The organism is Candidatus Viridilinea mediisalina, from assembly GCF_002532535.1.
Lineage (GTDB): Bacteria > Chloroflexota > Chloroflexia > Chloroflexales > Chloroflexaceae > Viridilinea > Viridilinea mediisalina.
Window position 1 is genome coordinate 28653 of sequence record NZ_NQWI01000018.1, and the last position, 26700, is coordinate 55352.

Annotated in this window: 26 protein-coding genes and 1 riboswitch; of the genes, 9 read left to right on the forward strand and 17 right to left on the reverse strand. The window is 58.0% G+C overall.

All coding sequences use genetic code 11. From position 1 onward, the window contains the following. Positions 1-197 precede the first annotated feature (197 nt). The 12 genes from CJ255_RS06135 to purF form a co-directional block, all read right to left on the reverse strand. A complete protein-coding gene (locus tag CJ255_RS06135) occupies positions 198-1580 on the reverse strand; it encodes a lipid II flippase MurJ (protein WP_097643210.1) in 1383 nt (460 codons plus the stop codon). Between the two features lie 220 nt (positions 1581-1800). Continuing rightward, positions 1801-2541: a 3-oxoacyl-ACP reductase FabG gene (fabG, locus tag CJ255_RS06140; protein ID WP_097643211.1), complete on the reverse strand. Its 741-nt coding sequence runs from the start codon at positions 2539-2541 to the stop codon at positions 1801-1803. Between the two features lie 143 nt (positions 2542-2684). Next, positions 2685-3797 (reverse strand): PHA/PHB synthase family protein, encoded by a 1113-nt coding sequence (locus CJ255_RS06145; RefSeq protein WP_097643212.1) that lies wholly within the window; start codon positions 3795-3797, stop codon positions 2685-2687. A 119-nt stretch (positions 3798-3916) separates the two neighbouring features. Next, complete coding sequence (locus tag CJ255_RS06150) at positions 3917-4375, reverse strand: hypothetical protein (protein ID WP_097643213.1); 459 nt, start codon at positions 4373-4375, stop codon at positions 3917-3919. A 99-nt stretch (positions 4376-4474) separates the two neighbouring features. Continuing rightward, entirely contained in the window at positions 4475-5251 is a 777-nt protein-coding gene (locus CJ255_RS06155; protein ID WP_097643214.1) for an alpha/beta hydrolase, read from the reverse strand. Between the two features lie 152 nt (positions 5252-5403). After that, on the reverse strand, positions 5404-6228 hold the full coding sequence (gene mutM, locus CJ255_RS06160; protein WP_097643215.1) for a bifunctional DNA-formamidopyrimidine glycosylase/DNA-(apurinic or apyrimidinic site) lyase: 825 nt from the start codon (positions 6226-6228) through the stop codon (positions 5404-5406). 145 nt (positions 6229-6373) lie between these two features. After that, positions 6374-6787: a molybdenum cofactor biosynthesis protein MoaE gene (locus CJ255_RS24370; RefSeq protein WP_245863218.1), complete on the reverse strand. Its 414-nt coding sequence runs from the start codon at positions 6785-6787 to the stop codon at positions 6374-6376. A gap of 3 nt (positions 6788-6790) precedes the next feature. Beyond that, the gene (moaD, locus tag CJ255_RS24375; RefSeq protein ID WP_245863219.1) at positions 6791-7039 is read right to left on the reverse strand and encodes a molybdopterin converting factor subunit 1; all 249 of its coding nucleotides are present in this window, start codon (positions 7037-7039) and stop codon (positions 6791-6793) included. A 101-nt stretch (positions 7040-7140) separates the two neighbouring features. Continuing rightward, positions 7141-7488, reverse strand: a complete 348-nt coding sequence (locus CJ255_RS06170) for a hypothetical protein (protein ID WP_097643216.1) — start codon at positions 7486-7488, stop codon at positions 7141-7143. A 13-nt stretch (positions 7489-7501) separates the two neighbouring features. Continuing rightward, positions 7502-7630, reverse strand: a complete 129-nt coding sequence (locus CJ255_RS24625; RefSeq protein WP_281257186.1) for a hypothetical protein — start codon at positions 7628-7630, stop codon at positions 7502-7504. Positions 7631-7687: 57 nt separating this feature from the next. After that, positions 7688-8941 (reverse strand): class I SAM-dependent RNA methyltransferase, encoded by a 1254-nt coding sequence (locus tag CJ255_RS06175; RefSeq protein ID WP_097643217.1) that lies wholly within the window; start codon positions 8939-8941, stop codon positions 7688-7690. A 102-nt stretch (positions 8942-9043) separates the two neighbouring features. Continuing rightward, complete coding sequence (gene purF, locus CJ255_RS06180; protein WP_097643218.1) at positions 9044-10447, reverse strand: amidophosphoribosyltransferase; 1404 nt, start codon at positions 10445-10447, stop codon at positions 9044-9046. Between the two features lie 172 nt (positions 10448-10619). Between purF and CJ255_RS06185 the strand changes: the two genes are divergently transcribed. From CJ255_RS06185 to CJ255_RS06195, 3 genes are read left to right on the forward strand one after another with little or no spacing between them, the layout of a single operon-like run. Beyond that, complete coding sequence (locus CJ255_RS06185) at positions 10620-10802, forward strand: hypothetical protein (RefSeq protein ID WP_097643219.1); 183 nt, start codon at positions 10620-10622, stop codon at positions 10800-10802. A gap of 23 nt (positions 10803-10825) precedes the next feature. Further along, positions 10826-11041: a preprotein translocase subunit SecG gene (secG, locus tag CJ255_RS06190; RefSeq protein WP_097643220.1), complete on the forward strand. Its 216-nt coding sequence runs from the start codon at positions 10826-10828 to the stop codon at positions 11039-11041. A gap of 3 nt (positions 11042-11044) precedes the next feature. Next, positions 11045-12703, forward strand: a complete 1659-nt coding sequence (locus CJ255_RS06195; protein WP_097643221.1) for a peptide ABC transporter substrate-binding protein — start codon at positions 11045-11047, stop codon at positions 12701-12703. Positions 12704-12902: 199 nt separating this feature from the next. Here CJ255_RS06195 and CJ255_RS06200 read toward each other — a convergent pair whose 3' ends face one another. From CJ255_RS06200 to CJ255_RS06210, 3 genes are all read right to left on the reverse strand, one after another. Next, positions 12903-13226, reverse strand: coding sequence for an isoamylase early set domain-containing protein (locus tag CJ255_RS06200; RefSeq protein WP_097643222.1), 324 nt, complete (start codon positions 13224-13226; stop codon positions 12903-12905). Between the two features lie 82 nt (positions 13227-13308). Beyond that, positions 13309-13683: a response regulator gene (locus CJ255_RS06205; RefSeq protein ID WP_097643223.1), complete on the reverse strand. Its 375-nt coding sequence runs from the start codon at positions 13681-13683 to the stop codon at positions 13309-13311. A 290-nt stretch (positions 13684-13973) separates the two neighbouring features. Next, positions 13974-14618, reverse strand: a complete 645-nt coding sequence (locus CJ255_RS06210; protein WP_097643224.1) for a response regulator — start codon at positions 14616-14618, stop codon at positions 13974-13976. A gap of 268 nt (positions 14619-14886) precedes the next feature. Here CJ255_RS06210 and CJ255_RS06215 point away from each other — a divergent pair, with 268 nt between their 5' ends. The 5 genes from CJ255_RS06215 to CJ255_RS06235 all read left to right on the forward strand — a co-directional run bounded on the left by CJ255_RS06215 (position 14887) and on the right by CJ255_RS06235 (position 24075). Continuing rightward, a complete protein-coding gene (locus CJ255_RS06215) occupies positions 14887-15750 on the forward strand; it encodes a DUF2085 domain-containing protein (RefSeq protein WP_097643225.1) in 864 nt (287 codons plus the stop codon). Positions 15751-15828: 78 nt separating this feature from the next. Next, the gene (locus CJ255_RS06220) at positions 15829-18912 is read left to right on the forward strand and encodes a DEAD/DEAH box helicase (RefSeq protein WP_217352416.1); all 3084 of its coding nucleotides are present in this window, start codon (positions 15829-15831) and stop codon (positions 18910-18912) included. Positions 18913-19100: 188 nt separating this feature from the next. Continuing rightward, a complete protein-coding gene (locus CJ255_RS06225) occupies positions 19101-19952 on the forward strand; it encodes an SWIM zinc finger family protein (RefSeq protein ID WP_097643226.1) in 852 nt (283 codons plus the stop codon). Between the two features lie 71 nt (positions 19953-20023). Then, a riboswitch (M-box (ykoK) riboswitch) is annotated at positions 20024-20190 on the forward strand. Positions 20191-20793: 603 nt separating this feature from the next. Continuing rightward, positions 20794-22146, forward strand: coding sequence for a magnesium transporter (gene mgtE, locus CJ255_RS06230; protein WP_097643227.1), 1353 nt, complete (start codon positions 20794-20796; stop codon positions 22144-22146). Between the two features lie 147 nt (positions 22147-22293). Further along, on the forward strand, positions 22294-24075 hold the full coding sequence (locus CJ255_RS06235; protein WP_097643228.1) for an AAA family ATPase: 1782 nt from the start codon (positions 22294-22296) through the stop codon (positions 24073-24075). A gap of 34 nt (positions 24076-24109) precedes the next feature. Here CJ255_RS06235 and CJ255_RS24830 read toward each other — a convergent pair whose 3' ends face one another. Together CJ255_RS24830 and CJ255_RS06240 are read right to left on the reverse strand one after the other, a co-directional pair. Further along, positions 24110-24280, reverse strand: coding sequence for a tetratricopeptide repeat protein (locus CJ255_RS24830; RefSeq protein ID WP_369127666.1), 171 nt, complete (start codon positions 24278-24280; stop codon positions 24110-24112). Between the two features lie 58 nt (positions 24281-24338). Further along, on the reverse strand, positions 24339-25775 hold the full coding sequence (locus tag CJ255_RS06240) for a CHAT domain-containing protein (RefSeq protein WP_097643229.1): 1437 nt from the start codon (positions 25773-25775) through the stop codon (positions 24339-24341). A gap of 412 nt (positions 25776-26187) precedes the next feature. Here CJ255_RS06240 and CJ255_RS06245 point away from each other — a divergent pair, with 412 nt between their 5' ends. Then, positions 26188-26700: a hypothetical protein gene (locus tag CJ255_RS06245; protein ID WP_097643230.1), complete on the forward strand. Its 513-nt coding sequence runs from the start codon at positions 26188-26190 to the stop codon at positions 26698-26700.

Below are 26700 nucleotides of genomic sequence, written 5' to 3' on the forward strand. Positions count from 1 at the left end.
CAAGCAGGGTATACCTCATTGCAATGCGGTCTGATGTAATCTGCAATGCGGCCTGTTCAATGGTAATTGGTGTTATACCGCTGCACCTTGCCCCTTTATTTTAACATTTCGGCGACCCCAGCCGACGCAAGTCGGCACTCCCTCATGGCGCAAACAGGAACGTTCCTACGAACCTTTTGGGAAATTGAACGCCTCCCCTACCCGCGTGTCCGCACGCCCAGCACCAAGAGCAGCATAATCGTCTCGACCAATGAGCTGATCACATGGGCAATCGGAATCGCACTGGGGCCCAGTGGTTCAATCAGGATGGTCAGCAGCACAATGCGTAGCACCAGTTGCAGCATATTGGCCAGCATAGCCGTCAGGGTGTCGTAGCGGGCTACCAGGGCGCGGGCTGCCACTTCGGTAAGGACATAGGCAGGCAGGCCAATGGCGTAGAGCGCAAGCAGTTGGGTGGTCAAAGCCGCCGCCGCACTATCGAAAGCGCCCCGCTCAAAAAGCACTTGGATGACAGGTCGCCCCAGGCTAATCAGGACGAACATGGTTAAAATGGAAGCACTACTCACCACGAGCATGATGCGCCGCACTTCGCGCCGCATGGCACGCAGATCGCCCCGGTTGCTCAGGTGCGCGAGGCGCGGCAGGGCGGCCTGGCCGACCGCCACGCCCAGCAGGCGCACGGGTAAGCCGATCAGCAGCCAAGCGTTCGCCAACGCCCCCACCGCTGCGGTCAACTTGGTCAGGCTTACAAACGCGGTATCCACGATCCCGCCCGCCGAATTGCTGACCCCGCCAAGCGCATTGGGCCAAAGCAGCCGTCCAACCAACCAGAGGTCGCGGTCGTGGGGCTGCCAGACGATCTGCGGGCGAAAGTTGCGCTGACGCAACCCCGGCACCAATACCGCAATCTGCACCAGCGTATCCACAACCAGGCCCACTGCTGGCCCATAGATGCCCACCTCAGGCACGAGGAAGGCCACGCCTACCCCAGCAATTACCGTTACATTACGTAAACCAATTGCCAAAGCAGGCAGCAGCACCTGGTTACGGCTCATCAGCACCGCAATCAAGCCGGCCTCAACCACCAGCAGCAACACATCGAGCAGCATCAGCCGCGCCAGGTTGGTGGTGAGCGCTTGGAGCGGGCTATCGAAGCCGGGGGCCAGCAGCGTACTCACAAACCACGGCATGGCCAACGCAATCCCAAGCGTCAACGGGATCACCACCACCAGCAGCAGAGTGAGGGTACTGTTGACAAGCCGGTGGGCAGATGGGTCACCATCGCGGGAAGCAACGCGCAGCAACACCGGCAGCAGCGCGTTGGTCAAGGTACCGCCAGCAATCAGCACAGCGAGCGTATCGGGCAGGCGCACCGCAGCATAGTAGGCCGCCGCCTCCGGCCCCAGCCCAAAGCGCGCATTCAGCATCACCTGGCGCACCACACCCAACGAAGCCGAGAAGAGGAAGCTAAAGATATAGACCGCAGCCGCCTCGCGTACCGTCAATTCCAAGGTAGCCCAAGCACGCAGCGGCGTGCGGCGCAGACGTTGCAGCAAACTGAAGAAGGTGAGGAGTTGCACGAAATAAGAACAGAAGAGCAGAGGAACAGAGGAACAGAAGAACAGGGGAACAGATTCTACGTTATGTTCTCAGCACAAGCAAATCGGGGTACGGCGCTGCCGTACCCCGATTTGCGTAAATTTGCTGTCTGAAAAGTCTATGGTTTGGCGTTGGAGTGCCGGCTTTAGCCGGCTAAAGCCGGCACTCCAGCGTGTGCCCCCCGGCTTTTCAGACAACTTCTTAGAACAGGAGCCCACCATCCACCGAGAGGGTCACACCAGTGATGAAGCTGGCATCCTCGGAGGAGAGGAAGAGGTAGGCGTTGGCGATGTCTTCGGGGCGACCGAGGCGGCGCAGGGGCGTGCGTTCGCGGACGCTATCGAGTACCTTATCGGGCACCGTCGCAATCATCTCGGTCGAGGTAAAGCCGGGGGCCACCGCATTGACGCGGATATTGCTGGGGCCAAGCTCACGGGCCCAAGTCTTGGTCATACCAATTACACCAGCCTTCGCAGCGACATAGTTGGTCTGCCCAAAGTTCCCATAGAGGCCCACAACTGAAGCGGTATTGACAATCGCACCGCCGCCACGGGCGATCATGCTGGGCGCAGCAGCCTTGGCGCAGAGCCAGACACCCTTGAGGTTCACCGAGATGACCGAGTCAAATTGCTCTTCGCTCATCTTCTGCATACGGGCATCACGGGTAATCCCAGCGTTATTAATCAGAATATCAATCCCACCGGCCCAATTGGTCAGTGCTTGGAAGGCGGCCTCAACCGAATCGGCGCGGCTCACATCAAGGAAGACCGGCTTAGCTTGGCCATCGGCCTGTTCAATTTCCGCAGCAGTAGCTTGGGCCGCAGCCATATTAATATCCGCGATCACAACACGGGCACCCTCACGGGCAAAAGTCAGTGCGGTAAGCTTACCAATGCCCTGACCGCCGCCGGTTACCAGGGCTACTTTGTCTTTCAGACGCATAAGGACTCCTCTTCGTTGCGAACCTTTGGGTTGTATATAGTTTCCAAACCCCCACCTAAGGGCCATAAGGCGAAGGGGCGCAAACCCGCTGGTCACGCCTCTTCGCCTCACAAACGAGCGCCATGGCACTCAGAAACTGTAGCCTACTTGCTTTCACTGCGCTTTGCCAACCAACCATCAATCTGGGGCCAGGTGCGCTTGCTGGCACCACTACCGACCATCAGGCCAATATGGCCGCCGCGCATCTCAAGCAGCAACTTATCCTTCGAGCCAATCTTATCCATGGCGGTCGTAGACTGGCAATTGGGGACAATATGATCCTTATCGGCAATGACATTGAGCACACTCGCCTTGATATTCTTCATATCAACCGGGCGGCCCTCCATCATCAATGTCGCCTCCATCAAGCGGTTTTCACGGAAGAACTCCACAACCCACTGGCGGAACGCAGCACCGGGGAAATCAACCCCATCAGTAACCCAAGTATTCATCGCCAGCCAAGATTCAACCACAGCCTTATTGTCAAGATTATCCCAAAGCTTGAGGTAGTTCATCACGAAATTCTCGACCGGCTTGAGCATCTTCGCACCGTAGTCAATAATTTCGCCGGGAACGTTATCATACTGGCGTACAAGTTCGTCAATGTTATAGAACTCAGTATTGAGCCACTTGTTGTACGGCCCTGCCTCTTTGTCGGCAAAATCGAGTGGGGCAGTGAGCAGAATGAGGTTCCGCAAACCATCATCGGGACGCATAGCAGCGTAGATGGTAGTAATCGTGGCCCCGATGCACCAGCCACACATGCTGAACTCACGCGAACCAGAGTGGCGCTGCATCGCCCGCACGGCGCGGGGCAAGAACTTGATCGAGTAGTCCTCGAAATCGTAGTGCTTATCTTCAGGGCCAGGGCGCCCCCAGTCGAGCATGTAGATATCGTAACCTTGACGCACCATATGTTCGACAAAGCTATTGCCGGGGCGCAGGTCAAAGATGTCGGGGCGGTTAATCAACGCAAAGACAAGCAGCAGTGGAATCCCTTTGCGCTGCTCAGGCGGTGTTTGCGGATAAAAGTGAAACAGCCGCATCTTATTCAGCGCCCAGATCTGCTCCTTCGGCGTCTGACCGATGCGGACATTCATACGATTAGCTGCAAGATTCGCCATCGTCTCGGTACCTTTACCAAGACGCTGCAACTCTTCGTAGAGTTTTTGATTCATTGCCTCCACGTCAAACGACGCGGCGCTCGAAGTAGTCATGTGCGGCTCCCCTTAAGTGCCTGTCCTAATATAAGGTTATTGTTGCGTAAGGGCAGCGACTGCCCGCCCTACTCTCTCCGCCGCAACACCGGGCGCGACGGCCTGCGTCCGATTGAACGCTACTCAGTCGTCTTGCGGCTACGTCGTGGCGTTGCTGGCTTAGGCTCACCCGCTGCGGCTTCTTCAGCCTCAGGTGCCGCAGGTTGCGCCGCAGGTACCGGAGCGGGTGCAGCCGCGAGGCTCCGAATGGCCTCAAGCACCTCATCGAGTTGTGCCTGCATATCGTCGAGGCGCAGCTCAATATTGGTCAGGCGGCCAGCTAAACTGACCACTTCACCCCGCGAGGGCATGCTCATCTTTGCGAGATAGGTCTCCATGTGCTGGTTGACCATATCCTGAACCGGCGCTGATGCGGCCAGCAGCGTATCAAGCTGCAAACCGATGGCTTTTGCAAAGACCTCAGTATTGACGAGGGAGGTCATACCTTTGGCCCAAGCATCGAGGTTGGCGTCGCGGATGGTGCGCCAGTTGCCAAACGGGTCGTTTGGATCGAACCCGCCGGTCGTGTTCTGGCTCATATGTTACTCTCCTTATGGCGTCGTGCAAGAGACACGCGATCCCGGCCTATGATATGCAATTAAGGGTACTCAGGATAGTTACGTTTGGGTTACATGGCTCTAAACCACCTGCTGGGCCGCAAAGCGAACAATGGCGCTTGCCGCTGCGGGCCACGCCGGGTCGAGCATGATGTCGTGGGTTGCCTCCGGCACCACTACCAGTTCGGCATCGTAGATCGAGGCTGTTTCCTGCTGACATTCCAGATCGAAAATGGTGTCACGTTCAGCGGCAATTACCAGTACGGGGGTGCGATTGTGGGCCGGGCGGGGGCGCAGCAGCATACTACTCATGCTCACCAAGGGCGGCTCGGCCACCAGGCGCACGCGGTGGCGTTCCAGTTCTGTGGGGCTGATCTCAGGGCGAAAGAAGGCTTGGCGCACAACCTCCGGTTCGCGCCGCAACAGGGCACGAATGTCTACCATTGGGACGCCGCGCATGCCTCGGTCAATGAAATAGGCATTGATGGCCACCGGCGAGCTACAGAGCAGCACCGCGCCACTGAGCGGCGGGCGCGGCCCCACCGCCCCCGTCATAAGCAATTGGGTGACATAGCCACCCGAACTGTGGCCTACCACAATGGGGTTACCGCCAACCTCGGCAATGGCGCTTCGCAACACCCGCGCATAATTGAGCACGGTGGCATAACGATGCTGCGGCGGGGCGGGGCTATTCCCATGGCCCGGCAGACTAATGGCATGGACTTCAAAGCCCCGTGCGGCCAAATCGGGCATTGCCGCCTCCCAGGCCCACGCGCCGTGCCACGCACCGTGGAGCAGCAATAGCGGCTGGGGGAAACGACGCTGGGTGGGGAAGCTGGTAAGGTGTTCGATTTGCATAAGCTTTTCTTCTATTAGAGATGGTTCGTGGTGACGTTACAGTTTGCGAGGACGCGAGGACGCGAGGACGCGAAGCCCTCGCCTCTTCGCCTCACGCATCCTCGCAAGATTGTAAAGCAAACTTCGACTTTTCTGAAACCTTCCCTTAGCTATCATGCTCCTTGACACGTTGGGCACACAAAGCTACTGCGCTGGGCAATCACGGTGCGTTCGATGGGGCAACCGCAGCGGCTACAGGGTTGCCCGGCACGATCATAGACGAGAAAATGTTCCTGATTTTGGCCCCGCCGCCCGTAACTGTTGCGATAGTTGCGTAACGAACTGCCTTCATGAGCAATGGCTTGCTGCAGGACGGTGCGGATGGCGCTGTGCAATGCCGTAACGCCTTGAAAATCAACCTGTTCCGCTGGTAAGCGCGGGTGCAGCCGCGCCAGCCAGAGTGCTTCGCTCACGTAGATGTTGCCCAACCCCGCGATGCGCCGCTGGTCGAGTAGTAGCGATTTGAGGCGGGTTGAGCGCTTGGCAAGGATGCTGGCCAGCACAGCGGGGGTAAAGCTCTCAGCCAGCGGTTCGGGACCGTGGGCGGCATCAAGTGCCGCAAGCCCGGCAGCATCGAGCAGACGCACCCGCCCAAACTTGCGCTCATCATCAAAACAGAGCCGCCCACCATCACTGAGTTGCAGAATCAGGTGGACATGGTGGCGCACCTCAACCCCTGGCCCTTGCACAATCAGATGGCCCGACATCCGCAAATGGATGGCCAGAGTCCAGCCCGCATCAAGCTCAAGCAATACCCACTTGGCCCGGCGGTACACACGGCGAAACTCACGCCCAACCACCAGCATGCGAAAACGCTCATGGTCGGGCGTTTCAACCATACGCTCCCACGTGAGCCGTTCAAGGGCAACAATTGTACGCCCCTCAACTTGGGGCGCAAGCGAACGAGCCGCAATTTCAACTTCAGGAAGTTCTGGCATTGCTTGGCTATCGAAATGGCCTCTGAGATGCCATATTCGGCAATCTCCAATCTCCCATCTGAAATAACCTCTGAGAAGCCATGTTCGGCAATCTACAATCTACAATCTACAATCTACAATCTACAATCTACAATCTACAATGGCCCTACTCACGCCACTCGGCTATCCCATCGGCCCAATGCTCTTTTTTCCAGATCGGCGCAATCTCTTTGATCCGATCCATCACATAGGTAGCAGCATTGAAGGCGGCAGCGCGGTGGGGGGCCGCCACTACCACAAGTACCGCTGTCTCACCAATGGACAATCTACCAACCCGGTGGTGGATGGCGACACGCCCAATTGCCCAGCGGAGCCGGGCTTCATCGGCGATCTGGGCAAAGACCATTTCTACCATCTCGGCATAGGCTTCGTAGCTCAGGTAAGCCGTAGCGCGCCCAGCAACATGGTTGCGGGCCACCCCGGCAAAGGTCACAACTGCCCCATCTTCGGGGCTAAGAACGTGCGCGACAAGAGGTGCAGGATCAAGAGGCAGAGCAGTAATGCAGAAGGGCTGATTCATCACCTACCCCCCACTCACTGGAGGAATGAACGCGACCTCATCGTCATCAGCCAGTACAGTCGTTGCAGCAGCAAACTGCTGGTTCACCGTAAAGAGTACCCGTCCGCTATAGCCACACAGACGTGGATAACGTTCACAGAGCAACGCCCATAGGTTATCCATGGTACTACCGGGTGGCAATGCAAGACTCATGGTGGCTTGACCAACAATATCCCGGTGGTTGGCAAAAAAGCGGATGTGTACAGCAGGCATAGGCAAACTCTCTAGGTTACGGTTTGCACGGGCGCGAGGATGCGGTGGCTTCGCGTTACCGTCTCCTCGCCTCACGCATCCTCTGAACATCTGAAATGGCATCATGTATGATAGCGTTCACGCCACCACCAGCGCATGCGACGATACTGGCGTGACATCTGTTGCGAAACGCGCAAAGCAATCTGCCCCAGATAGCCAATGATCGGCGTTGGCAAAGCGGCCCAACGGGCCAGCATGATTTTGATATGAACCCGTGTCCAGCGCACCACCTTATTGCGCTGGCCAACCAGCATCAGGCCGATGACAAGGAAGATCGTACCATTGATCAACGGCAACGGCATGCCAATGATCCCAAACAGGATGAAGAACCATCCCAGGATGGGGCGGAAGATAAACCAAGCCCCCCAGAGCAGTGTCCGGGTTACGCTGATGAGCAGTGCAGGCAGCATAGGGTAATACCATTTACGATTGGAGATTGGAGATTGCAGATTGGAGATTGCAGATTGGAGATTGGAGATTGGAGATTGCAGATTGCAGATTGCAGATTGCAGATTGCAGATTGCAGATTGCAGATTGTAGATTGCCGAACATGGTCCTATCTCCTATCTCCTATCTCCTATCTCCTATCTCCTATCTCCTATCTCCTATCTAGTGTAGCTCCAACACTACCACCGTCTCAATATGGGGCGTCTGTGGGAAGAAGTCAAAGGGCTGAAGCAATGCTACGTGGTAGCCCGCCTGCAACAATGGCGGAAGGTCGCGGGCTAGGATCGCCGGATGGCACGAGATATAGACCAAACGCGGTACACGTAGGCGTACCAATTCTTGCAGTACAACCGGGTGACAACCGCGCCGGGGTGGGTCGAGAATCACACCCGTATAGGTCTCATCGAGTGCGGGCAGTGCCCGTTCGACCGGCGCATGGATCCAGCGCACATTCGTTATACCATGCATCTCCGCCGAGCGTCGTCCATCCATAATGGCATCACGCCCAGACTCAATGGCGGTCACTGCGGCCCCTGCGGCGGCTAGGGGCAGCGCGAAGGCCCCTGCACCGCTGTAGAGATCGAGGATGCGTTGGCCTGCAAGCGGCTGCAATGTGGACAGCACCAAAGCCACCATGCGCTCTGCTTGGGCCAGATTGACCTGGAAGAAACTGGTTGGACTCAGGCTAAAGGTCAGCCCTGCCAACTCCTCGTGTAAGGTGCTGGCCCCCATTGCGGCAGTAGCGCCATTGCTCACGACGCCCGCCAGGCTTGGCACTGCTGCCCGCCATGTACTCACGAAACGCTCTAGTTCCGCTGGTTGCACGGCGGGGTGCGGTTCCAATTGGGCTAACGCATAGCCAAACGCCCGACTCCCACGCAGCGTCACCCCCTGCACCATGTTGGGCGGCAACTGCCGGGTGAGTACACCCAAGGCTTCATTGAGTACGGGGAGCAGCAAGGGATCGTGAGTCAACGGCACGACGGTGCGACTCGCGCTAGCGTGATAGCCCAACGCAGCCCCATCACCATGCAAACGAACGCTATTGCGGTAGCCCCACGGCTGAGGGGCCGCAATGATTGGTTCTAGCGGCAGATCAGCCAAGCCGGCCAAACGCTCAAGCTGTTCGCGTAGAATAGTCTGCTTGAAGCGCAACTGAGCCGGGTAGGCAATCTGCTGCCAAGGTGCGTGATCACCTGCCGCTATGGTTGGCGCAACCCGATCGGGCGACGCCTCAAGCACTGCGCTCACAACCCCACGCATGTAACTCGACTTGCGCTCATACAAGCGCACGCGCACCAACTCGCCCGGCAGCCCGCCAGTGGCAAAGACCACCAAGCCATCGTGGCGTCCCACCCCGGCCCCACCTTGGGCTATGCCGTCGAGCCGCAGCTCTAGTTGATCGTGTAGCGTCATACCATTTCAGATTGTAGATGGCAGATGGCAGATTGCCGAACATGGCGTCCCAATGGGCGTTAGCGTCATTGATAAAGCGGCATGTTCAACGATATATTGGTATCACTTGATCTCAAAGACCTCTTTATCAACCAATTCAACATCCACCGGATAACGTCCGCTAAAACAGCCCTTACAGAAGGTGTCACCCTCGTGGCGACACGCGCGAATCAGCCCTTCAAGGCTCAGGTAGGCAAGGCTATCAGCCCCTAAGTGTTTGCAGATCTCATCAATCGTGAGCCGATAGGCAATCAACTCAGGGTAGGTTGCCATATCCACCCCCAAAAAGCAGGGGTGGCGAATAGGCGGTGACGAGACGCGCACATGCACCTCGCGGGCCCCCGCTTCGCGCAGCAGGCGTACAATCGGCCCAGAGGTGTTGCCGCGCACGATGCTATCGTCAATCAGCACTACGCGCTTGTCTACCAAATTATCGCCTAGTGCATTAAACTTGAGCGAAATACCAACTTTACGCAGTTGATCATCAGGTTGAATAAAAGTACGCCCGATATAACGATTCTTGATCAACCCCTCGGAATAGGGCAAGCCTGAGCCTTGAGCATAGCCAATCGCGGCAGGGGTAGCACTATCGGGTACCGGAATAACCAGATCGGCCTCGGCTGGGGACTCGCGCGCCAACTCGCGCCCCTGTGCGACACGCATTGCATGGAGGGTGCGCCCGTGGAGCATGCTATCGGGGCGCGCAAAATAGATATACTCAAAGAGGCACTCGGCTGGCCGTGCCGTTGGCATATGGGCCAGGGTTTGCGGCCCCTCCTCGGTGAGCATCACAATCTCACCTGGCTCAACCGCACGCACAAACTCCGCCCCAATTGGCCCAAAGGCGCAACTCTCCGAAGCCAACAGCCAATTGCGTTCACCCAGCCGCCCCACGCAGAGCGGGTGCAACCCCAAGGGATCACGCACCCCAAAGACCGCATCGCGGGTCAAGACGGTCAAACAGTAAGCGCCTTGGGCGCGCACCATAAAGACCTTGAGTTTCTCCTCCCAGGTACGGCCCTCACCTCCCGCCAACATCTGGGTAATCACCTCAGAATCGCTCGATCCGGTCAACCCAACCCCACGCAAGAGCAGTTCACGCCGCAACGTTGCTGCATTGGTCAGATTTCCATTATGGCCCACCGCCAGCGGCCCCAAGGCGCTCTCAACCACAAAAGGCTGGGCATTTTCGAGCTTTGAAGAGCCGGTGGTTGAGTAGCGGGTATGACCAATCGCCACATAGCCTGCCAGCGGGCGCAAATTCTCCTCATTAAAGACCTGTGAAACCAAACCCATTGCTTTATGGTAGCGAATAGCACGACCATTAGCCACCGCGATCCCAGCACTCTCCTGGCCGCGGTGTTGCAGCGCATAGAGGCCAAAGAAGGTCAAGCGGGCCACATCTAACTCGGGCGCGACAATAGCAAATACGCCGCACTCGTGAGCGGGTTTATCTTCGCAAAGCATCGCATCGGCGTCCTTCCACGTTCACTAGTACCCTTTCAGTATAGCACAGGGCTTAACCTATGGTATACTATTGCGGCTTGCGGGAGGGCTGCTGGCCCAAACCCGCCCTTGATTAGATGCATCCATACGCATACAGAGTTTTGTTAGCGCGAAAAAGTTCTGGGCCGCGACGTTGGCTGAGCCTGTCGAAGCCACCGTCGCGGTGGCTGAGCCTGTCGAAGCCACCGTCGCGGTGGCTGAGCCTGTCGAAGCCACCGTCGCGGTGGCTGAGCCTGTCGAAGCCACCGTCGCGGTGGCTGAGCCTGTCGAAGCCACCGCGACACCCCTCCACGAGCCCAAGGCTTTTTCGCGCTAACAGAGTTTTTAAGGAGTCACTCCGTGGAATATACCCTCTATATTGCCATTCTCCTGATTAGTTTCGTCCTGATTGTCCTCGTCGTTATCCAATCGCGCTCGCCGGGCATGGCCAACCGTGATGCCAGTTCGATCTATCGTACCCGCCGTGGCCTTGAAAAGACCATGCATCAGGCAACGATTGCCCTTGGGGTCTCTTTTCTGTTGCTGGCACTGATCACCAGTTTGCCTATCTTCTAAATCATGGCTCGTCGTATTCGTTGGCAAATTGTCATTGCAAGCCTCAGCACGCTGCTCATAGCGCTGTTGCTGGGGCGTTTGGCGTTGAGTAGTGCTTCGGTGGCGAGCCCACTGGCTGGCGGTTCCTATGTTGAGGTTGTAGTGGGGGAACCACAGATTCCACTGCCACTGCTCAATGATCCTACGGGCGACCCCGTGGGCCGCGATATGATTGCGCTGATCTACGATGGGCTCATGCGTATCGGTGCCGATGGCTTGCTCGAGCCGGCCCTCGCCCTCGACTATGAGGTTGATCCGAGTGGCACGAGCTACCTCTTTCACCTGCGGCGCAATGTCTTCTGGCACGATGGTCAACGCTTCAGCGCCGATGATGTGGTCTTTACCCTACGAACCCTGCAAGTCCTCGATCAGCCGGGTGAGCCTGCGCTGGCTGCGTTTTGGCAGGATCTCTTAGTAGACCGCATTGATGACTATACGGTACGGGTAACCCTGAATGATCCCTTGGCGGCCTTTCCGAGCCTTGCGCGGATACCGATACTCCCGGCCCACCTGCTGATTGGCCAAGCGCCTGCAACCTGGGCCACCAGTGCCTACGCGACCCGTTTGATTGGGACGGGGCCCTATGCGCTCGAAGAGTTGCGGGGCGATGGCGCAAGCTTTGAGGCCAATCCCGCCTATTTTGGTGGTCGCCCCTACATTCAGCGGATCGAATTGCGCTTTGCGCCCACGCGAGAAGCCGCCCTTGCCGCGCTGAGCCGGGGTGAAGTGACCGCCTTTGGTGAGCGAGGCCGTCATGATCGCTCGATCCCAGGGCCGTTGGCTGGCTTTCGCACGCGCACTGTGCCGCTCGATGAGTACGCTATTCTCACCTTCAACCTGCGCGACGACCTGCTCGACCAAGTCCCACTCCGCCGCGCCTTGGCCCATGGTCTCGATAAAGCAGCGCTGATTGAAGCGGCACTCAATGGCCTCGCTGCCCCCCTTGACACACCGATCCTGCCTGGTTCGTGGGCCTTCAACCCCGAAATCCCTTGGCATGAACCCGATCCCGTGCGGGCCGAAGCACTGCTTGAGGAGTTGGGCTATCAGCGTGAGGGCGAGGAGTTGCGCGGACACAATGGGCAACCGCTTGCGTTTGAACTGCTGGTGGATGGCGAACCGCGGCGGCGTGCCGCTGCGGGCGAGATTGCACGCCAATGGGAAACATTAGGGATTGGCATTACGATTGTTGAAGTCGAGAGTAGTGAACTGCTCAATCGCCTACGCAGTGGCGATTTTCGTATGGCTATCCATAGTTGGGCGCGGCTTGGCCCCGACCCCGACCCCTTCCCGCTCTGGCATTCGGCCAGTAGCCTCAACTACGCAGGCTTGCAGGATGACCAAATTGATCTGCTGCTGCAAAGTGCCCACCGCGAGAGCGAACTGGCCGCCCGGAGTGCCGACTATACCGCCTTCCAAGAGCGCTGGATCGAACTCACGCCCAGCATCACCCTCTATCAGCCAATCTATCGCTTCATTGCCGACGAAGAACTGGGTGGCACCGGCCTCGACGATCCCCAAAGCGCCCTCACAACCCTGCTCTTTGGCCCTGAAGATCGCTTTCGTACTGTGACACGCTGGTTTACCACGAGTTACCGCGAGATTCAGGGGGAGATTCGTTAAAAAATCTTTTGTTCCGTATTGGCGACTTTGTCGCCAATACGGAACAAAAGATGAGGTTTGGGGCGCAGCCCCAGAGCGGGTATGTAGGGCAGCAGTTCTCCCAGCAACCACCACACTGTGGCTACTGGGAGCGTTCGTGTCGCCATTGACACTTCTTAGCTATAGTTACCCCAGAGCGAAGCGGCTAACCTAGCAGCCTCTAGTCGGCACAGGCACAGGCACGCGCTTGTGCGATCTCAATGGGGAGAAAGGTGATGGGGGGGGCTGCGCTATTGGAAGGCTGGATGGGCAGCGCTTCGGAACACCAATCCATGCCGTCAACGAGGTAAGCGTAGTAGTAACGCCCGCCGGAACTCAATGAGAGCTTGACTTCCCAGTAGTGTTCGCCACGCTTCATCGGGGTAGCTCGCGTACTCCACGCATTAAAATCACCCACGAGGTAGACACTATCGGCCCAGATAGAAGTAGGTAAGCGGAATACGACCGTCACCGAGTCATCGTTTTGCGGGATTTGGATAATCATTGTACGCTTCCTTCCAACAGAGTTGTTGGGTTATTTATGTAAAGTTGGTCGCCGGAAGAGGCGGGCCTTGCGATACACAGGGTTAGGTTGGGTGAACGATGTGGCGTAGCAAGGGGATCAATTCCGTACTAAGCGCCTCTTTAGCGACAAAACCAGCGGCACCGGCGGCGAGGGCGGCCTGACGATAGGCTGGTTCTTTCAGATGACCAAGGACAATCACTGGAACTCCGGGGAGTAGATCGTGGATTGAGGCAATGAGTTGCGGGTCGGTCAAACCCGCCCCCCCAAGGCCAAGCAGTACCGCTTTTGGGGTTATGGGGGGCAGTTGTGGGGGAGGCCAGTGCTCACATTCGGCTACGAGCGTAACCTCAGCAGCGAAATAGCGTTCAAGTAGGCGTACAACTAGGCGACGAAACGGTGGGCTTGCATCAACAAAAAGAACTGGTATCGGACTCATTAGGTTCGGTGAGGGTTCTTCTCTATATAGGCAAGTAGAAACGGAAGATTGCGTTTGCTCACCCAGTACATTGGTTGTTTCTAGGTTACGTGTGCTAGTATAGTCTACGGAAGGCTCTTCGGTCTATCAGGGATCGGCGGAAGCTTGAGCTGGACTTTTCTACGGGATGGCTACGGGAGACCTACGGGATGCCTACGGTGGGAGGACGCGATGACGCAAAGCCCGCGCCGCTTCGCCTCACGCATCCTCGCAAGATAGTAAAGTAACCTTCAGCTTTTCTGAAACCTTCCCTAATCAATCAAGCCATGCTCTTGGGCAAAGCGATCCAGTTCGCTTGGGGTCTTGAGGCCCAACTTGCGCATCAGGTTGGCGCGGTGGGTTTCGGCGGTGCGCGGACTGATATTGAGCCGGTCGCCGATCTCGTTGTTGCCTAAGCCCTGCGCCGCCAGCAAGAGCACCTGGCGTTCGCGGGCGGTGAGCATCTCGATCCAGTTGACCGAGAGGTCGGCTGAGGGTTGGTGCAGGTAGGCGTTGATGGTGCGTTCGGTGAGGCTAGGGCTGAGGTAGCGTCCCCCCTGAAGTGCCACACGAATGGCGTGGATCAACTCGGCAGCATCGGCCTCTTTGAGGACGTAGCCCGCTGCGCCACTGGCCAAGGCTTCACGCACATAGGCATCTTCGCTGTGCATCGAGAAGAGAATAACATGCATGTCGGGGAGCAGCGGGCGCACGCGGCGCAACACCTCGAGGCCATTCATGCCGGGCATCTGCATATCTACCACCAGAATCGCAGGGCGCAGCTCTTGGGCTATTGCGATCCCGGCCATGCCATCGGCTGCCTCACCAATCACTTTCCAGCCCACTTCGGCACTCAGCGCGGCCCGTAGCCCGCCACGCACCATGGGATGGTCGTCTACAAGCACAATAGTTGTCACTGTTGATGTTCCTTCCTCCACTCAGAGGCTGTCTGAAAAGTCTATAAACTGACGTTGGAGTGCCGGCTTCAGCCGGCTAAAGCCGGCATTCCAACGCGTGCCCACTAGCTTTTCAGGCTCACAAGGCAATAAAATCTCGCAGCATTGCTTTTGCGCTCTATCCTCTTTTCTCTAGGTATAATAACTACATAGACTAAACTGCGGCGGCCTGCGCCGCAAGGCGTTTCCTTCGATTGTACTCTGCCGTGCATACTTGGACAAGTCTGCTATGAAAGACCGTAACTCCGACAAGATTCTTGCCTTGGCCCGCGAGCGGATTGCCGAGCGCCAAGCAGCCGAGCATGCGGCCAAACAGTTGGCATTAGTCAACGAGCGCCCTTGGCAATTTATCTTCTTGGGCCTACTCACGGCTCTGCTGCTGACCTTTTTCTTCTGGCCGGGCTATGCGCTCGATTGGAAGCTCTATGCCACGGTGCATGGCCTCGTGGCCCAGAAGCACAACGTGAGTTTGGGCGGCAACGAGTTGCCTGTCTGTGCGCGCAATCTTGGCATCTATAGCAGCTTTGTACTGAGTGTTGCCTACCTCTTTGCCCGCGGGCGCGGGCGCGCCGCCGCATTTCCCCCACGCCCCATAGTGCTCTTGCTTGGCCTCTTTGTCTTGAGCATGGCCTTCGATGGGGTCAATTCGCTGTTGGAAGATACTGGGCGCACCTACCTGTACGAGCCGCGCAATGATCTGCGTACCATCACGGGGGTTCTCTTTGGGATTGCGATGACGAGCATTATCATGGTGATCTTCAACCAGTCGTTGCGTGCCGATGCTGAACGCGAGAGCCCCATCCTTACGTGGGACGACCTGGGCGGGCTGTTGTTGCTCAATGCACTCTTTGTGGGTGTGGCCCATAGCAACATGGGGTTCTTCTACTGGCCTTTGGCCTTCTTTAGCGTTGGCAGCCTCGTAGCGGAACTCTTTGTGGTCTTCACCATGGCCATCGCTACCGCTATGGGTTACATGGGGCGGATTACCAGCCTAACCCAATTGGCTCGCCCAGCCTGCCTTGGCTTGGGCATCACCGTGCTCTTTGTGGGCGGCTTGGCAGCATTGCGCTTTGCCACGGGTGAAGCCATCTAGCTTATCCCAATGCCCTAGATGTGCTTGCGGAAGCTACTGTTTTGTCCGTCCTTCAACCAGAAGCGAGGTACTCCTTCCATGATTACGGTCTTGCATGGCTCGTGGCTGCCTGAACGCTCCGCGCTTTTTCTTTGGGGCGAGGCAGCAACACGCAGCGGGCGGCGGCGGCAGGCGAAGTTGCCGCTCCATCCGGCCCATTTGGAGGTTGCTAACCTGCGCGAGCGCGTGGCAGCATTGGGACTTGCTGTCTCCGCGTTGTCTGAAATGACCCAGGTGATCTGGTTGCCTTCGGCTGATGGTTTGCCGCTACCGCTGCGTGAGCAGCGTGAGGCTGGGGCCGATCTGCCAGCCGGTGAGGTGGCCTTGGCCCCGTGGCGTGTGCCTGGCTTGCTGTTGACGATTTCCGATGCGTTGGCGTTGCTGATGGCACTACGTGAGCAGCGGGATGTTGGTGCTGATCTGCATGCTTGGCATCTGGCTACGCTGCTCAACCTTGAGTTGGTTGCGGGTCAACACTATATCCCGGCTTTGCGCCGCGATGTCCGCAACCTTCTGGCCTATTGGCAGCCGCGCCCGCCGCCTGCGCTGGCCCAGAAGTTTGCGCTGCTGGCCCGTAGTATGCCGCCGCTCTGCCGGGCTTTGAGTGCGAATGTTGAGGATGCCCCACTGCCTCGGGGCTTGCTCGATGACTTTTTGGCCGCTGCTACCGATGCGCTGGTGCGTACATTGGCCCAAGCCGAGCCTGAGCTAACCGAACGCTTGAAGCGCTGGCAGCAGCCCAAAGCTGCGCCGGGGGCCCGCTGGTTGGCGGCGCTCTTTGGTTCAGAGCCGAGCTTGGGGCTGGAGGGCCCTGCCGCCAATGAACTCTTCCGCACCTGGCAGCAGTGGGCCGGGCAAGAGCATGTTGCCGGTGATGAGCATTTCCGCATCACGTTTCGGCTGGAAGCGCCAGAGCATGAGCAGCAAGCATGGCAGTTGAGCTACCTGCTGCAAGCCCACGACGATCCTAGTCTACTGGTGCCCGCCACCCAACTCTGGCGCGAAAAGGGCCAGTTTTTTAGCTATCTTGACCGCCGTTTTGCCCATCCGCAAGAGCGGCTGCTGCGTGGCTTGGGCTTTGCCTCGCGCCTCTGCCCACCGATTGAGCGTAGTCTGCACAGTAAAGCACCGGAACATGCCAGCCTTGATGTGCATGAAGCGTTCCAGTTTCTCAAAGAGGCAGCACCGTTGCTCGAACAGAGTGGCTTTGGGGTCTTGGTGCCCGCTTGGTGGGGAAGTAGTGGCCAACTGCGGGCGCAGATGCGCACCGGAACCAAGAAGAAGCAGAAGGGCAAGACGAAGGATAGTGAGGGACGCCTCAGTTTCCACGATCTCATCCGCTTCGATTGGGCGTTGAGCATCGGTGATGAGCCGCTCGAGCGCGCTGAGTTTGAGCGCCTCGTGGCGCTGAAGCAGCCACTCGTGCGTGTGCGTGGCCAGTGGGTCGCCCTTGATCCTACGCAGATGCAGCGGGCGATGGCGCTCTTTACCCACGGCGGCGAGATGCCGCTCTTTGAGGCGTTACGCATCGGGCTAGGCGGCAGCGATCCGACCCTGCCCGAAGGGGTGGCCTTCAGTGGAGTTGTCGCTGAGGGCCCATTGGGTGAACTGCTGAATAACCTCGCGGCTTGCCAACAGATCGAGGCCATTGCCCAACCCGACAGCTTTGTTGGCCAATTGCGGCCCTACCAACAACGCGGACTAGCCTGGCTCCATTTTATGCAGCGCATTGGCCTTGGCGCTTGTTTGGCCGACGACATGGGCTTGGGCAAGAGTCCCCAGACGATTGCCCTGCTGCTGCACGATAATGCCCAACGCCCCAACGCTGGGCCCACGCTGCTGATCTGCCCCACCTCGGTGATGGGCAACTGGCAACGTGAATTGGCCCGCTTCGCGCCCACACTACGCGTCCTCGTGCATCAGGGTACCGAGCGCTACCGTGGGACGGCGTTGGCTGAAGCGATTGCACGCCACGATGTGATCATCAGTAGCTACCCCTTGCTCGCCCGCGACCGTGAGGATTTGACTGCCCACACATGGCGCACGGTGGTTCTCGATGAGGCGCAGAATATCAAGAATAGCGAGACGCGCCAGGCCCAGGCGGCCCGGGCTTTGCAGGCTGAGGGGCGCGTGGCGCTGACCGGCACGCCGGTTGAGAATCGCCTCACGGAACTCTGGAGCATCATGAGCTTTCTCAATCCCGGCTACCTGGGCGGCGAAACGGAGTTTCGGCGTAGCTTTGCGCGCCCAATTGAGCGCGCCGGTGATCCGCAGGCAGCCGAACGCTTGCGGCGGCTCACGGCCCCCTTTGTCTTACGGCGGCTCAAGACCGACAGCACGATCATTAGCGACCTGCCGCCCAAGCATGAGATGAAGGTCTTTGTGCCACTCACCAAAGAGCAGGCGACGCTCTATCAGGCGACGGTGAGCGAGGCGCTGCAAAAGGTTGAGGAGGCCAGCGAGCTAGGCGATGAGATCAAGCGGCGCGGGCTGGTATTGGCCATGCTCACGCGGCTCAAACAGATCTGCAACCACCCGGCCAACTTCCTGCAGGATGGCTCGACGCTGTTGGGGCGCTCAGGCAAACTGAACCGCCTCGAAGAGATGTTGGAAGAGTTGCTCGCTGCGGGCGACCGAGCGCTCATCTTTACCCAATTTAGCGCAATGGGCACCATGCTCCAAACCTACCTTCAACAGCAACTTGCCAACGACATACTCTTTCTGCATGGTGGCACCCCGGCGAAGCAGCGCGACGCGATGGTGCGCCAATTTCAAGCCCCCCATGGCCCCAACATCTTCATCCTCTCGCTGAAAGCGGGCGGGGTTGGGCTCAATCTGACCCGCGCGAACCACGTCTTCCACTTTGACCGCTGGTGGAATCCAGCGGTTGAAGACCAAGCCACCGACCGGGCTTTTCGCATCGGCCAAACCCAGCGCGTCCAAGTCCACAAGTTTGTCTGCGGAGGCACGCTTGAGGAGCAGATTGACACCATGATCGAAAGCAAACGCGCCCTAGCCGCGCAAGTGCTGGGCAGCGGCGAAAACTGGCTCACCGAGCTCAACACCAACCAACTGCGCGAACTAGTGGCCCTGCGCGACAGTGCCCTGGAAGATGGTTCATAGCTACTTTACCGCTTGCAAGGACGCGAAGACGCGAAGACGCGAAGACGCGAAAACGCGAAGACGCGAAGACGCGAAAACGCGAAGACGCGAAGTCCTCGCATCTTCGCCTCACGCATCCCCTCGCAAGATGGTAAAGCAACCTTTCGCTTTTCTGAAACCTTCTCATGGGAGAAGAATAGGAGCAAAGCATGCCTCGACGCAAATACGATTACAGTGATCACTGGTCCTACTACGAGCGGCGTTCGCGCATACCTGCCGACGGCATCAAGGCCAAAAACAAGCAGGGAGCCTTTGGCACATCTTGGTGGGCCAAACGCTGGATCGGGGCGCTCGAAAGCTTCGGCTATGGCAGTCGGCTTACGCGGGGGCGCACCTATGCCCGTAGCGGTGCGGTACTCAACATTGACGTAGCGGCGGGCCAGGTGAACGCCAAAGTCCAGGGCTCGCGCTCGACGCCCTACAAGGTAAAGCTAGAACTAGCGGTTCTCGACGCAACCCAGTGGGCGCAAGCGCTCGACGCGATTGCAGAGCAAGCCATCTTTGCCGCCAAGCTCTTAGCGGGCGAAATGCCACAAAACATCGAAGAGGCTTTTGAGATAGCGCAGGTGCCACTCTTCCCGCGCAAGGCCGACGATCTCAAAACCAACTGCTCTTGCCCCGACTTTGCCAATCCGTGCAAACACATTGCTGCCGTCCACTACCTCTTGGGGGAGCGCTTCGACGAAGACCCCTTCCTGCTCTTTGAGCTACGAGGGCGTACCCAAGCGCAGATCATTGCGGCCCTACGCGAACGTCGCTCCGAGGGGCAATATCTTGCGGAAGAGGCCAGCGTGCCCGCGCCGGAATCTGCGCCACCGCTGCACGAACTAGTCGCAAATTTCGACCACTTCGGCCCCGATGCAGCCCAACTCACCGCCCAGATCGCCCCGCCCGCCATCGAAGCCGCGCTCCTACGCCGCCTTGGTGAACCACCTGGCGAAATTGGCAACGAACTCCGCATGGCCTATGGTGCGATCACACGGATGGCGGTGGAGAGTTAGGGAAGTGGCATCAAATACTTGACAAACGACCAATCATTAGGTAAGCTAACCACGTCTGAGAACTCGTTGCGACGCTCCTTCGTTAGGCGCGGCGCGCTCACGAACATAGGTCATTGCCTCGGCCCGTCGAAAGACGCTCAGGGGTATACAGCATTCCTCGGCTTAAGGGGTATGCCAAGATGACTGCGACGTTGTCGCTACGTTGTGGGCGGGCTTAAGCTCAACTAGGGGGGATGCGTACAAGCATACCTTCATGATTGCTTGCTGCCGCCCCTCTGCTTGCCGCCGAGGGGCGTTTTGTATGGAGCATGGATTGGCATGGACGATCATCAACCGGGTCGGCGGCGCACTGGTGCGCTGACAATCTGCACCTCTGTTGGCCCCTCCGGGAGCATCCATGCCAGCGCGTAGGCTTGGCTTGTCGCTGCATGCACCCCGGTGAGGCTTGGCCCACCGGGGTTTTCGTTTCTCCTCTTGGTGCAGGTTGTCAGCCCTCATACCATTTACGATTGCAGATTGCAGATTGCAGATTGTAGATTGCAGATTGCAGATTGTAGATTGCAGATTGCAGAACATGGCGTCCCAATGGGTGTTAGCGTTCTTGATCATGCGGCATGTTCAAGGGTAATTGGTATCATAGCCCGCCGATCCTCCTGACCTAAAGTGTAGACCATTGGCCCATCCCAAGCTTGATGGGTTCGCTTTGGCGTGCCTTACAACCTGTAAGGGACGGTTCGTGGCGACTTTACAGTTTTGCGAGGGCGCGAGGAGGCGATGACGCGAAGCTCACGCATCCTCGCCTCACGCATCCTCGCAAAACTGTAGTTAAGGAGGAGACATCATGACAACCTTTCCCAGCACCAACCTGCACGATGTTCAGCACTTGCTAAAGGCCCAGCGCTGGGCCGAATTGCGGGCTGTACTTGCCCAGTGGCCCGATCCAGAGCTTGCCGATCTGTTGGCTGCCCTCAATCCTGTTGAGCGCGTGCTGGTGTTTCGCCTCTTGCCCCGCTCGATTTCGAATACGGTCTTTGCCTACCTCAATCACGATGAGCAGTATGAGCTGTTGAGCCAACTGAACAACGATGAGACGCGCCAGGTTCTTGCCGATCTGAACCCTGATGACCGCACGCAGCTCTTTGAAGAATTGCCCGGTCAGGTCACCCAGAAGCTGCTCAATCTGCTTGGCCCTGAAGACCTCCGCGAGGCGCGACAGTTGCTGGGCTACCCTGAAGAGAGCGTTGGGCGGCTCATGACGCCCGATTATATTGCGATACGCCCGGATTGGACAGTGGCACAGGCACTTGAACATATTCGGAGCCGAGGTAGTGATAGCGAGACGATCAACCTCATCTATGTGACCGATGCCAACTGGCGCTTTTTGGATGCACTCGAGTTGCGCCGTTTCATCCTGGCCGATCCGCAGCAGCCGGTTGAGGCATTGATGGACAATGCCTATGTGGTACTCTCGGCCTTTGATGACCGCGAGCGGGCGGTGAATGCGATGCGCCGCTACGATCTACCCGCCCTGCCGGTGGTTGATTCCGATGGCATCTTGGTGGGCATTGTGACCTTCGATGATCTCTTTGATGTGGCCGACGAAGAGACGACCGAGGATTTCCACAAGGGGGCTGCAGTTGCGCCGCTCCGTGGGAGTTATGTCGAAACGGGGGTTGCAGAATTGGTACGCAAGCGCGTGCCTTGGCTCTTGGCCCTTGTCTTTGTCAATATCTTTTCAGGGGCCGCCATTGCTGCCTACGAGGACACGATTGCCGCTGTGGTTGCCCTGGTCTTCTTCCTGCCGCTCCTGATTGACAGCTCGGGCAACGCGGGGTCGCAGGCCGCGACCCTCACGGTACGTGCCTTAGCCATGGGCGAAGTACGTGCCCGCGATTGGCACCGCCTCTTAAGCAAAGAGTTGATCGTCTCGCTGCTCCTTGGCCTTGCCATGGCCGCTGCCGTCGCCCTGCTCGCCTTCTTTCGGGCTGGCCCAGAGGTAGCAATGGTTGTCGCGCTCACCATGTCGCTCGTTGTTATTGTCGGCAGCTCGATTGGCACCATCCTGCCCCTGATCCTCCAGCGCATCGGCTTCGATCCAGCCACCGCAAGCGGCCCACTGATCACATCGCTCGCCGACATCACCGGCGTGCTGATCTACTTCTCGTTGGCCACATGGCTGCTGGGGCTTGGATGAAGGATTTGGTGTATCATGCTCCTGCTTACATTCAGCCTAGCGGCGGAAGTTCGGGAGCGGCAAAGCCGCCCCGAAGAACTTTTATGCGTTCGTGTTGGCGGCGCAGCCACCAACACGAACGCATAAAATGAGCAAGGAGTAGACCAGATGCTCAACTTACCCTACGGGATCAGCGATTTCTACAAAATCCGCACCGAAGGCTACCACTACATTGACCGCACATCCTGCATTCCGCTAGTCGAAGCGGCTGGGATGCACCTAGTCTTCCTGCGCCCACGGCGCTTCGGCAAGAGCCTCTGGCTCTCGACGCTCGAAAACTACTACGATGTGGCCAAAGCACCAGCCTTTGAGCAGTTGTTTGGTGATCTGGCGATTGGTCAAAATCCGACGCCGCGCCGCAACAGCTACTTCATTCTGCGCTGGGACTTCTCGCTGGTCAGTCCGCAAGGTGAGGTTGAGCAGATTAGTCAAGCGCTGCATGCTCATATGAATACCCGCATTCAGGCTTTTGCACAGACCTACCAAGCATGGCTCAACCATCCGATTACCATCCTGCCCGAGAACGCCATTGCCTCGTTCGAGTCATTGGTGGCTGCGGTCGCAGGCACCCCGCAGCGCCTCTACCTGCTGATTGACGAGTATGACAACTTCGCCAACGAGGTACTCATGAGCCGCACGCGGGCCGGGAGCGACCGCTACGAGACGTTGCTCTATGGCGAAGGGCTGCTCAAAACGGTCTTCAAGGCGGTCAAAGGGGCGGGCAGCGGCATGGGCCTTGATCGCGTCTTCACCACCGGCGTGGCCCCGATTGTACTCAGTGATCTGAGTAGTGGCTACAATGTGGCCGAAAATATCACCATGCTGCCTGATTACACCACGTTGTGTGGCTTCACCCAGGATGAAGTGAAGACCTTGTGGGCGCAGATAGCCGAACATTGCGGCGTGAGTGCAGCGGCCCGCGATGAGACGTTGGAACTGATGCGTACCTATTACAACGGCTATCGCTTTGATCCGCGTAGCTCTGCGTTGATCTACAATCCTACCTTAACCTTCTACTTTCTCAAAGCCTTCCAGCGCGATGGTTCACCGCCCCAGAACCTGCTCGACACCAATTTAGCGATGGATCGGGGCAAGATCGCCTACATTGCCGCCCTGCCCAACAGTGCGCCCGTGCTGGCTGCGGCACTCGATGAGGCCAACCCGCCGGTGATTGATATGCTGGCGCAGAGCTTTGGTGTGGCCGATGTGCTCGATCAGGCCAAAGACGCGACCTTTATGGTCTCGCTGCTCTACTACTTCGGTGTGCTCACCCTTGACGGCTATACCGAGATGGTGCAGTTGCGCTTTCGTGTGCCCAACTTGGTGGTACGCAGCCTCTACGCCGAACAGTTACGCACACGGGTCTTGCCAGCCCACGAGCAGCAGACGGCCAGCGCAGCGGCCCAGGCGCTCTTCCACCGGGGCGAACTCCAACCCTTGTGTGAGTTTATCGAAACAACCTACTTCCGCGCACTCGACAACCGCGACTACCGCTGGGCCAACGAACTCACGGTCAAGATGGCCTTCCTAACCCTCCTCTTCAACGACCGGCTCTATGTGGTCGATTCCGAACCGGCCCTCGAGCGCAGTTATGCCGATCTGACCCTGCTGGTACGCCCGGATCTGCGTAGCTCTGCGTTGCAAGACGCCCTGCTAGAGTTCAAATACCTGCCACTGAGCGAGTTGCGCCTGAGTAGCGAAGCGGCAAAAACCACGCCCCGCGAGGAGTTGGCGGCTCTACCGTTGGTACAGACCCGCCTAGCGGAAGCAACCCAGAAGGCCGAAGCGTACCGCGCCATCCTGCAGAACGTCTATGGGGCCAGCCTGCGCCTACACACCTACGCGATTGTTGCACTCGGATTTGATCGGCTTGTGTGGGTGAAGTTGTGAGGAAAGAGGAGAGAGGAAATATGGAATATGGTCTCTATTCCCCCATCCGCTCCCGTATAGCCGCCAGATCCCGGCGCGAACTCTGCGTATTGGGATGATCAGAGCCAAGCCGGGCTTCGCAGATCTGTAGCGCCCGGCTCATCAACCGCTCGGCAGTAACCAGATTACCTTGAGGGAGGGCTAGAGGAGCTAGAAAATAGGAAATAGGGGTAGGCGTCTAGCTTCTTTGCGTTCCTTTGTGTTCTTTTGCGGCAATGCACTCGTCACTCCGTATCATCCGGGTGATGCTCAGCAGGCGCACCGAGCGCCGCTAGGGCTGCTTTCGCCCGTGCAATCCCCGCCCGCGCATCACGGATGCCGTGGGTTACCTCCGGGCGGGCGTGGGCCGATCCTGTGATAGCAAGTTGATTGAGGTAGTGGGCCAAGGTTGCACGATGGGTTTCGAGGCGCTGACGTTGGGTGGTGATCAGGTCGGAACTGCCGCCAGCCGGAGCGGGCGAAGTGTCGTGGGTATTGACCTGCTGCCCAATAATGCTGCCTACACTTCCGCCACTCACGTTGATCTGCTGTATTGTGCCAACATTGCCACCAATGTGGAGACCAGGACTGGTTGGTGGCACCACCTGCTCACGCCACAGCGCCCCGCTGCGTGTGCGCAGCCACAGGGCGGGTGTGGCCCATTCGCTGCCCTCGCGCAAGGCGCTGCGTGCTACTGCTACCGCCCGATCAATCTGCCCGTCGCGCAGCAGTTCGCGGAAGAGCGCGGGCAGAAATTCACGGGCCGCACCGAGCGAGAGCCGATCCTGCATGGCCACCACCGCCCCTACGCCCGCCTGAGCCAGCAGTGGGCCGAGCGCGGCGAGCGCCGCAGTCGCGTAGCCGTTGCCGCCCCCTTCGCAGGCCATTAGCACCACCAAGAGCGGCGGCTGCGCCAACTGGTTAAGCATCTGCGCGAACTCCGCGCCAGCGGTTGGTGCCACTTGGCCCGCCGTATCCTCAAGGTAGAGCAGCGTCCCCTCGTCGCCATGCATGGCGTGGGCCACCAGCGCAAAGATCGCCGGGCCATCACGCAGCGCCGCTTGGATCGTCGTGAGCGTCGCAACTTGCGCGAGCGCGCCGCTCATGTTGCCCACCAGTGTGAGCGGAAGATCCCCCAGAGCGCGGCGGGCGCGCGCTGCCTCGCCATCCCCATCAAGCTCAGCGAGACCATACTGCTTGCCATTGCGCGGATTGGCCACGGCAAGGAGCGCCCGCAGCGTCGGCTTGGGTGCCAAGGTCAACGGGCGTGTCTCGGCGCTCGCCAGTTCACGCACGAGGCGCAGCCGCTCATCGAGCGCCAGCGGCGCATCGGTCAACGGATCGTGCAGCGCCTCCCAGCGTAGCGCATGCAACTCCGGCGCATTGAGCGCCAAGCGCAGGCGCAAGCGCAACGGCGCATTGAGGCCATCGGCCAGCGCCAGCGCCCGCTGCCACGCCGCCCGCAACGCGGGGGAATGGAACAGTTGGCTGGTAAGCGCCTTGCCATAGCTACTATGATCAAGGCGCAAGGCCAACAAACCCTGAAGATCAAAGGCGAGCGCCACCTCAGCCACCAGCGTAACCGGCGCCTCACTCTGCGGATTGATCAGGTGCGCCTCAGCGAAATAGCCACCGGCACCTGAGCGTATGGCGAGCGTGAGATCAACGGCGTCGGGGGGCATGGGGGAGGCTTTCTGGGTGTGTGTTAGGGAAGCAGAAATTGTTAGGTACCCCAGCAGCCTGTCATGCTGAATAGCACATATTCGCAGGCATCGTAGTGCCGACTTTAGTCGGCTGAGGTCTTTGGCAGCGATGGGAGCCGACTAAAGTCGGCACTACCTACGGCGCAAACAGGAATGTTCCTACGAACCTTTGCTCAGGGTGGCCAAGCAACGGGGCAATCAACAACATCCGCTTCCCTTAGTTTACCGTCCGCTTATTTTGTTGACCGTTTGTGGAAATGGAGAAACATCCGCTTCTCGCTTGACACTCTTGGGATACCTTATTCCTTACGCACGGCGTTGAACGGTAATGTGCCTAGATTGACAACACTACTCGTGTACGCTACCCTATCGCAAGATGAGGTAGGGAACTATGCGCATCTTTTTTGTTACAGAAGCATACCAGTACTATAACCAACATATCAATCGTCAGGATCGTTTCCGATTGCTAATAGAACACAATTTCTCTATTGTAGGCAGCATACATCCAATAGATTGGGAACTCTTTGGTTCAATCCTTACTGGAGAGCCGAGAAATCCCGGCTACGGATCGGATCTAGGACGTTATGAGATCAAATCTGCAGTTGAGGGATCAAGTTTTGAATACCAGTACCATTTACACAGTGGACAGAAAAAGTTAGAAGATGACATGGAAATTGATCATATTTTCATATCTTACTCCAAAGATTATTCGAGAGTATCTGTGAAAATGATTCAAGGTGCTAAACTGAAGCCCTACTTTGAACAATGGAAAGAGGGGTTGATTGCCAACTATCAAGGTGATAATCGAAAACAGCGTTTTCGAAAGAACATCTCGTATGGCGTTGTCGTCAAAAAAGCAGAGATGATAATGATGATTGACAACTATCGTCTAGTGCAATTGTAA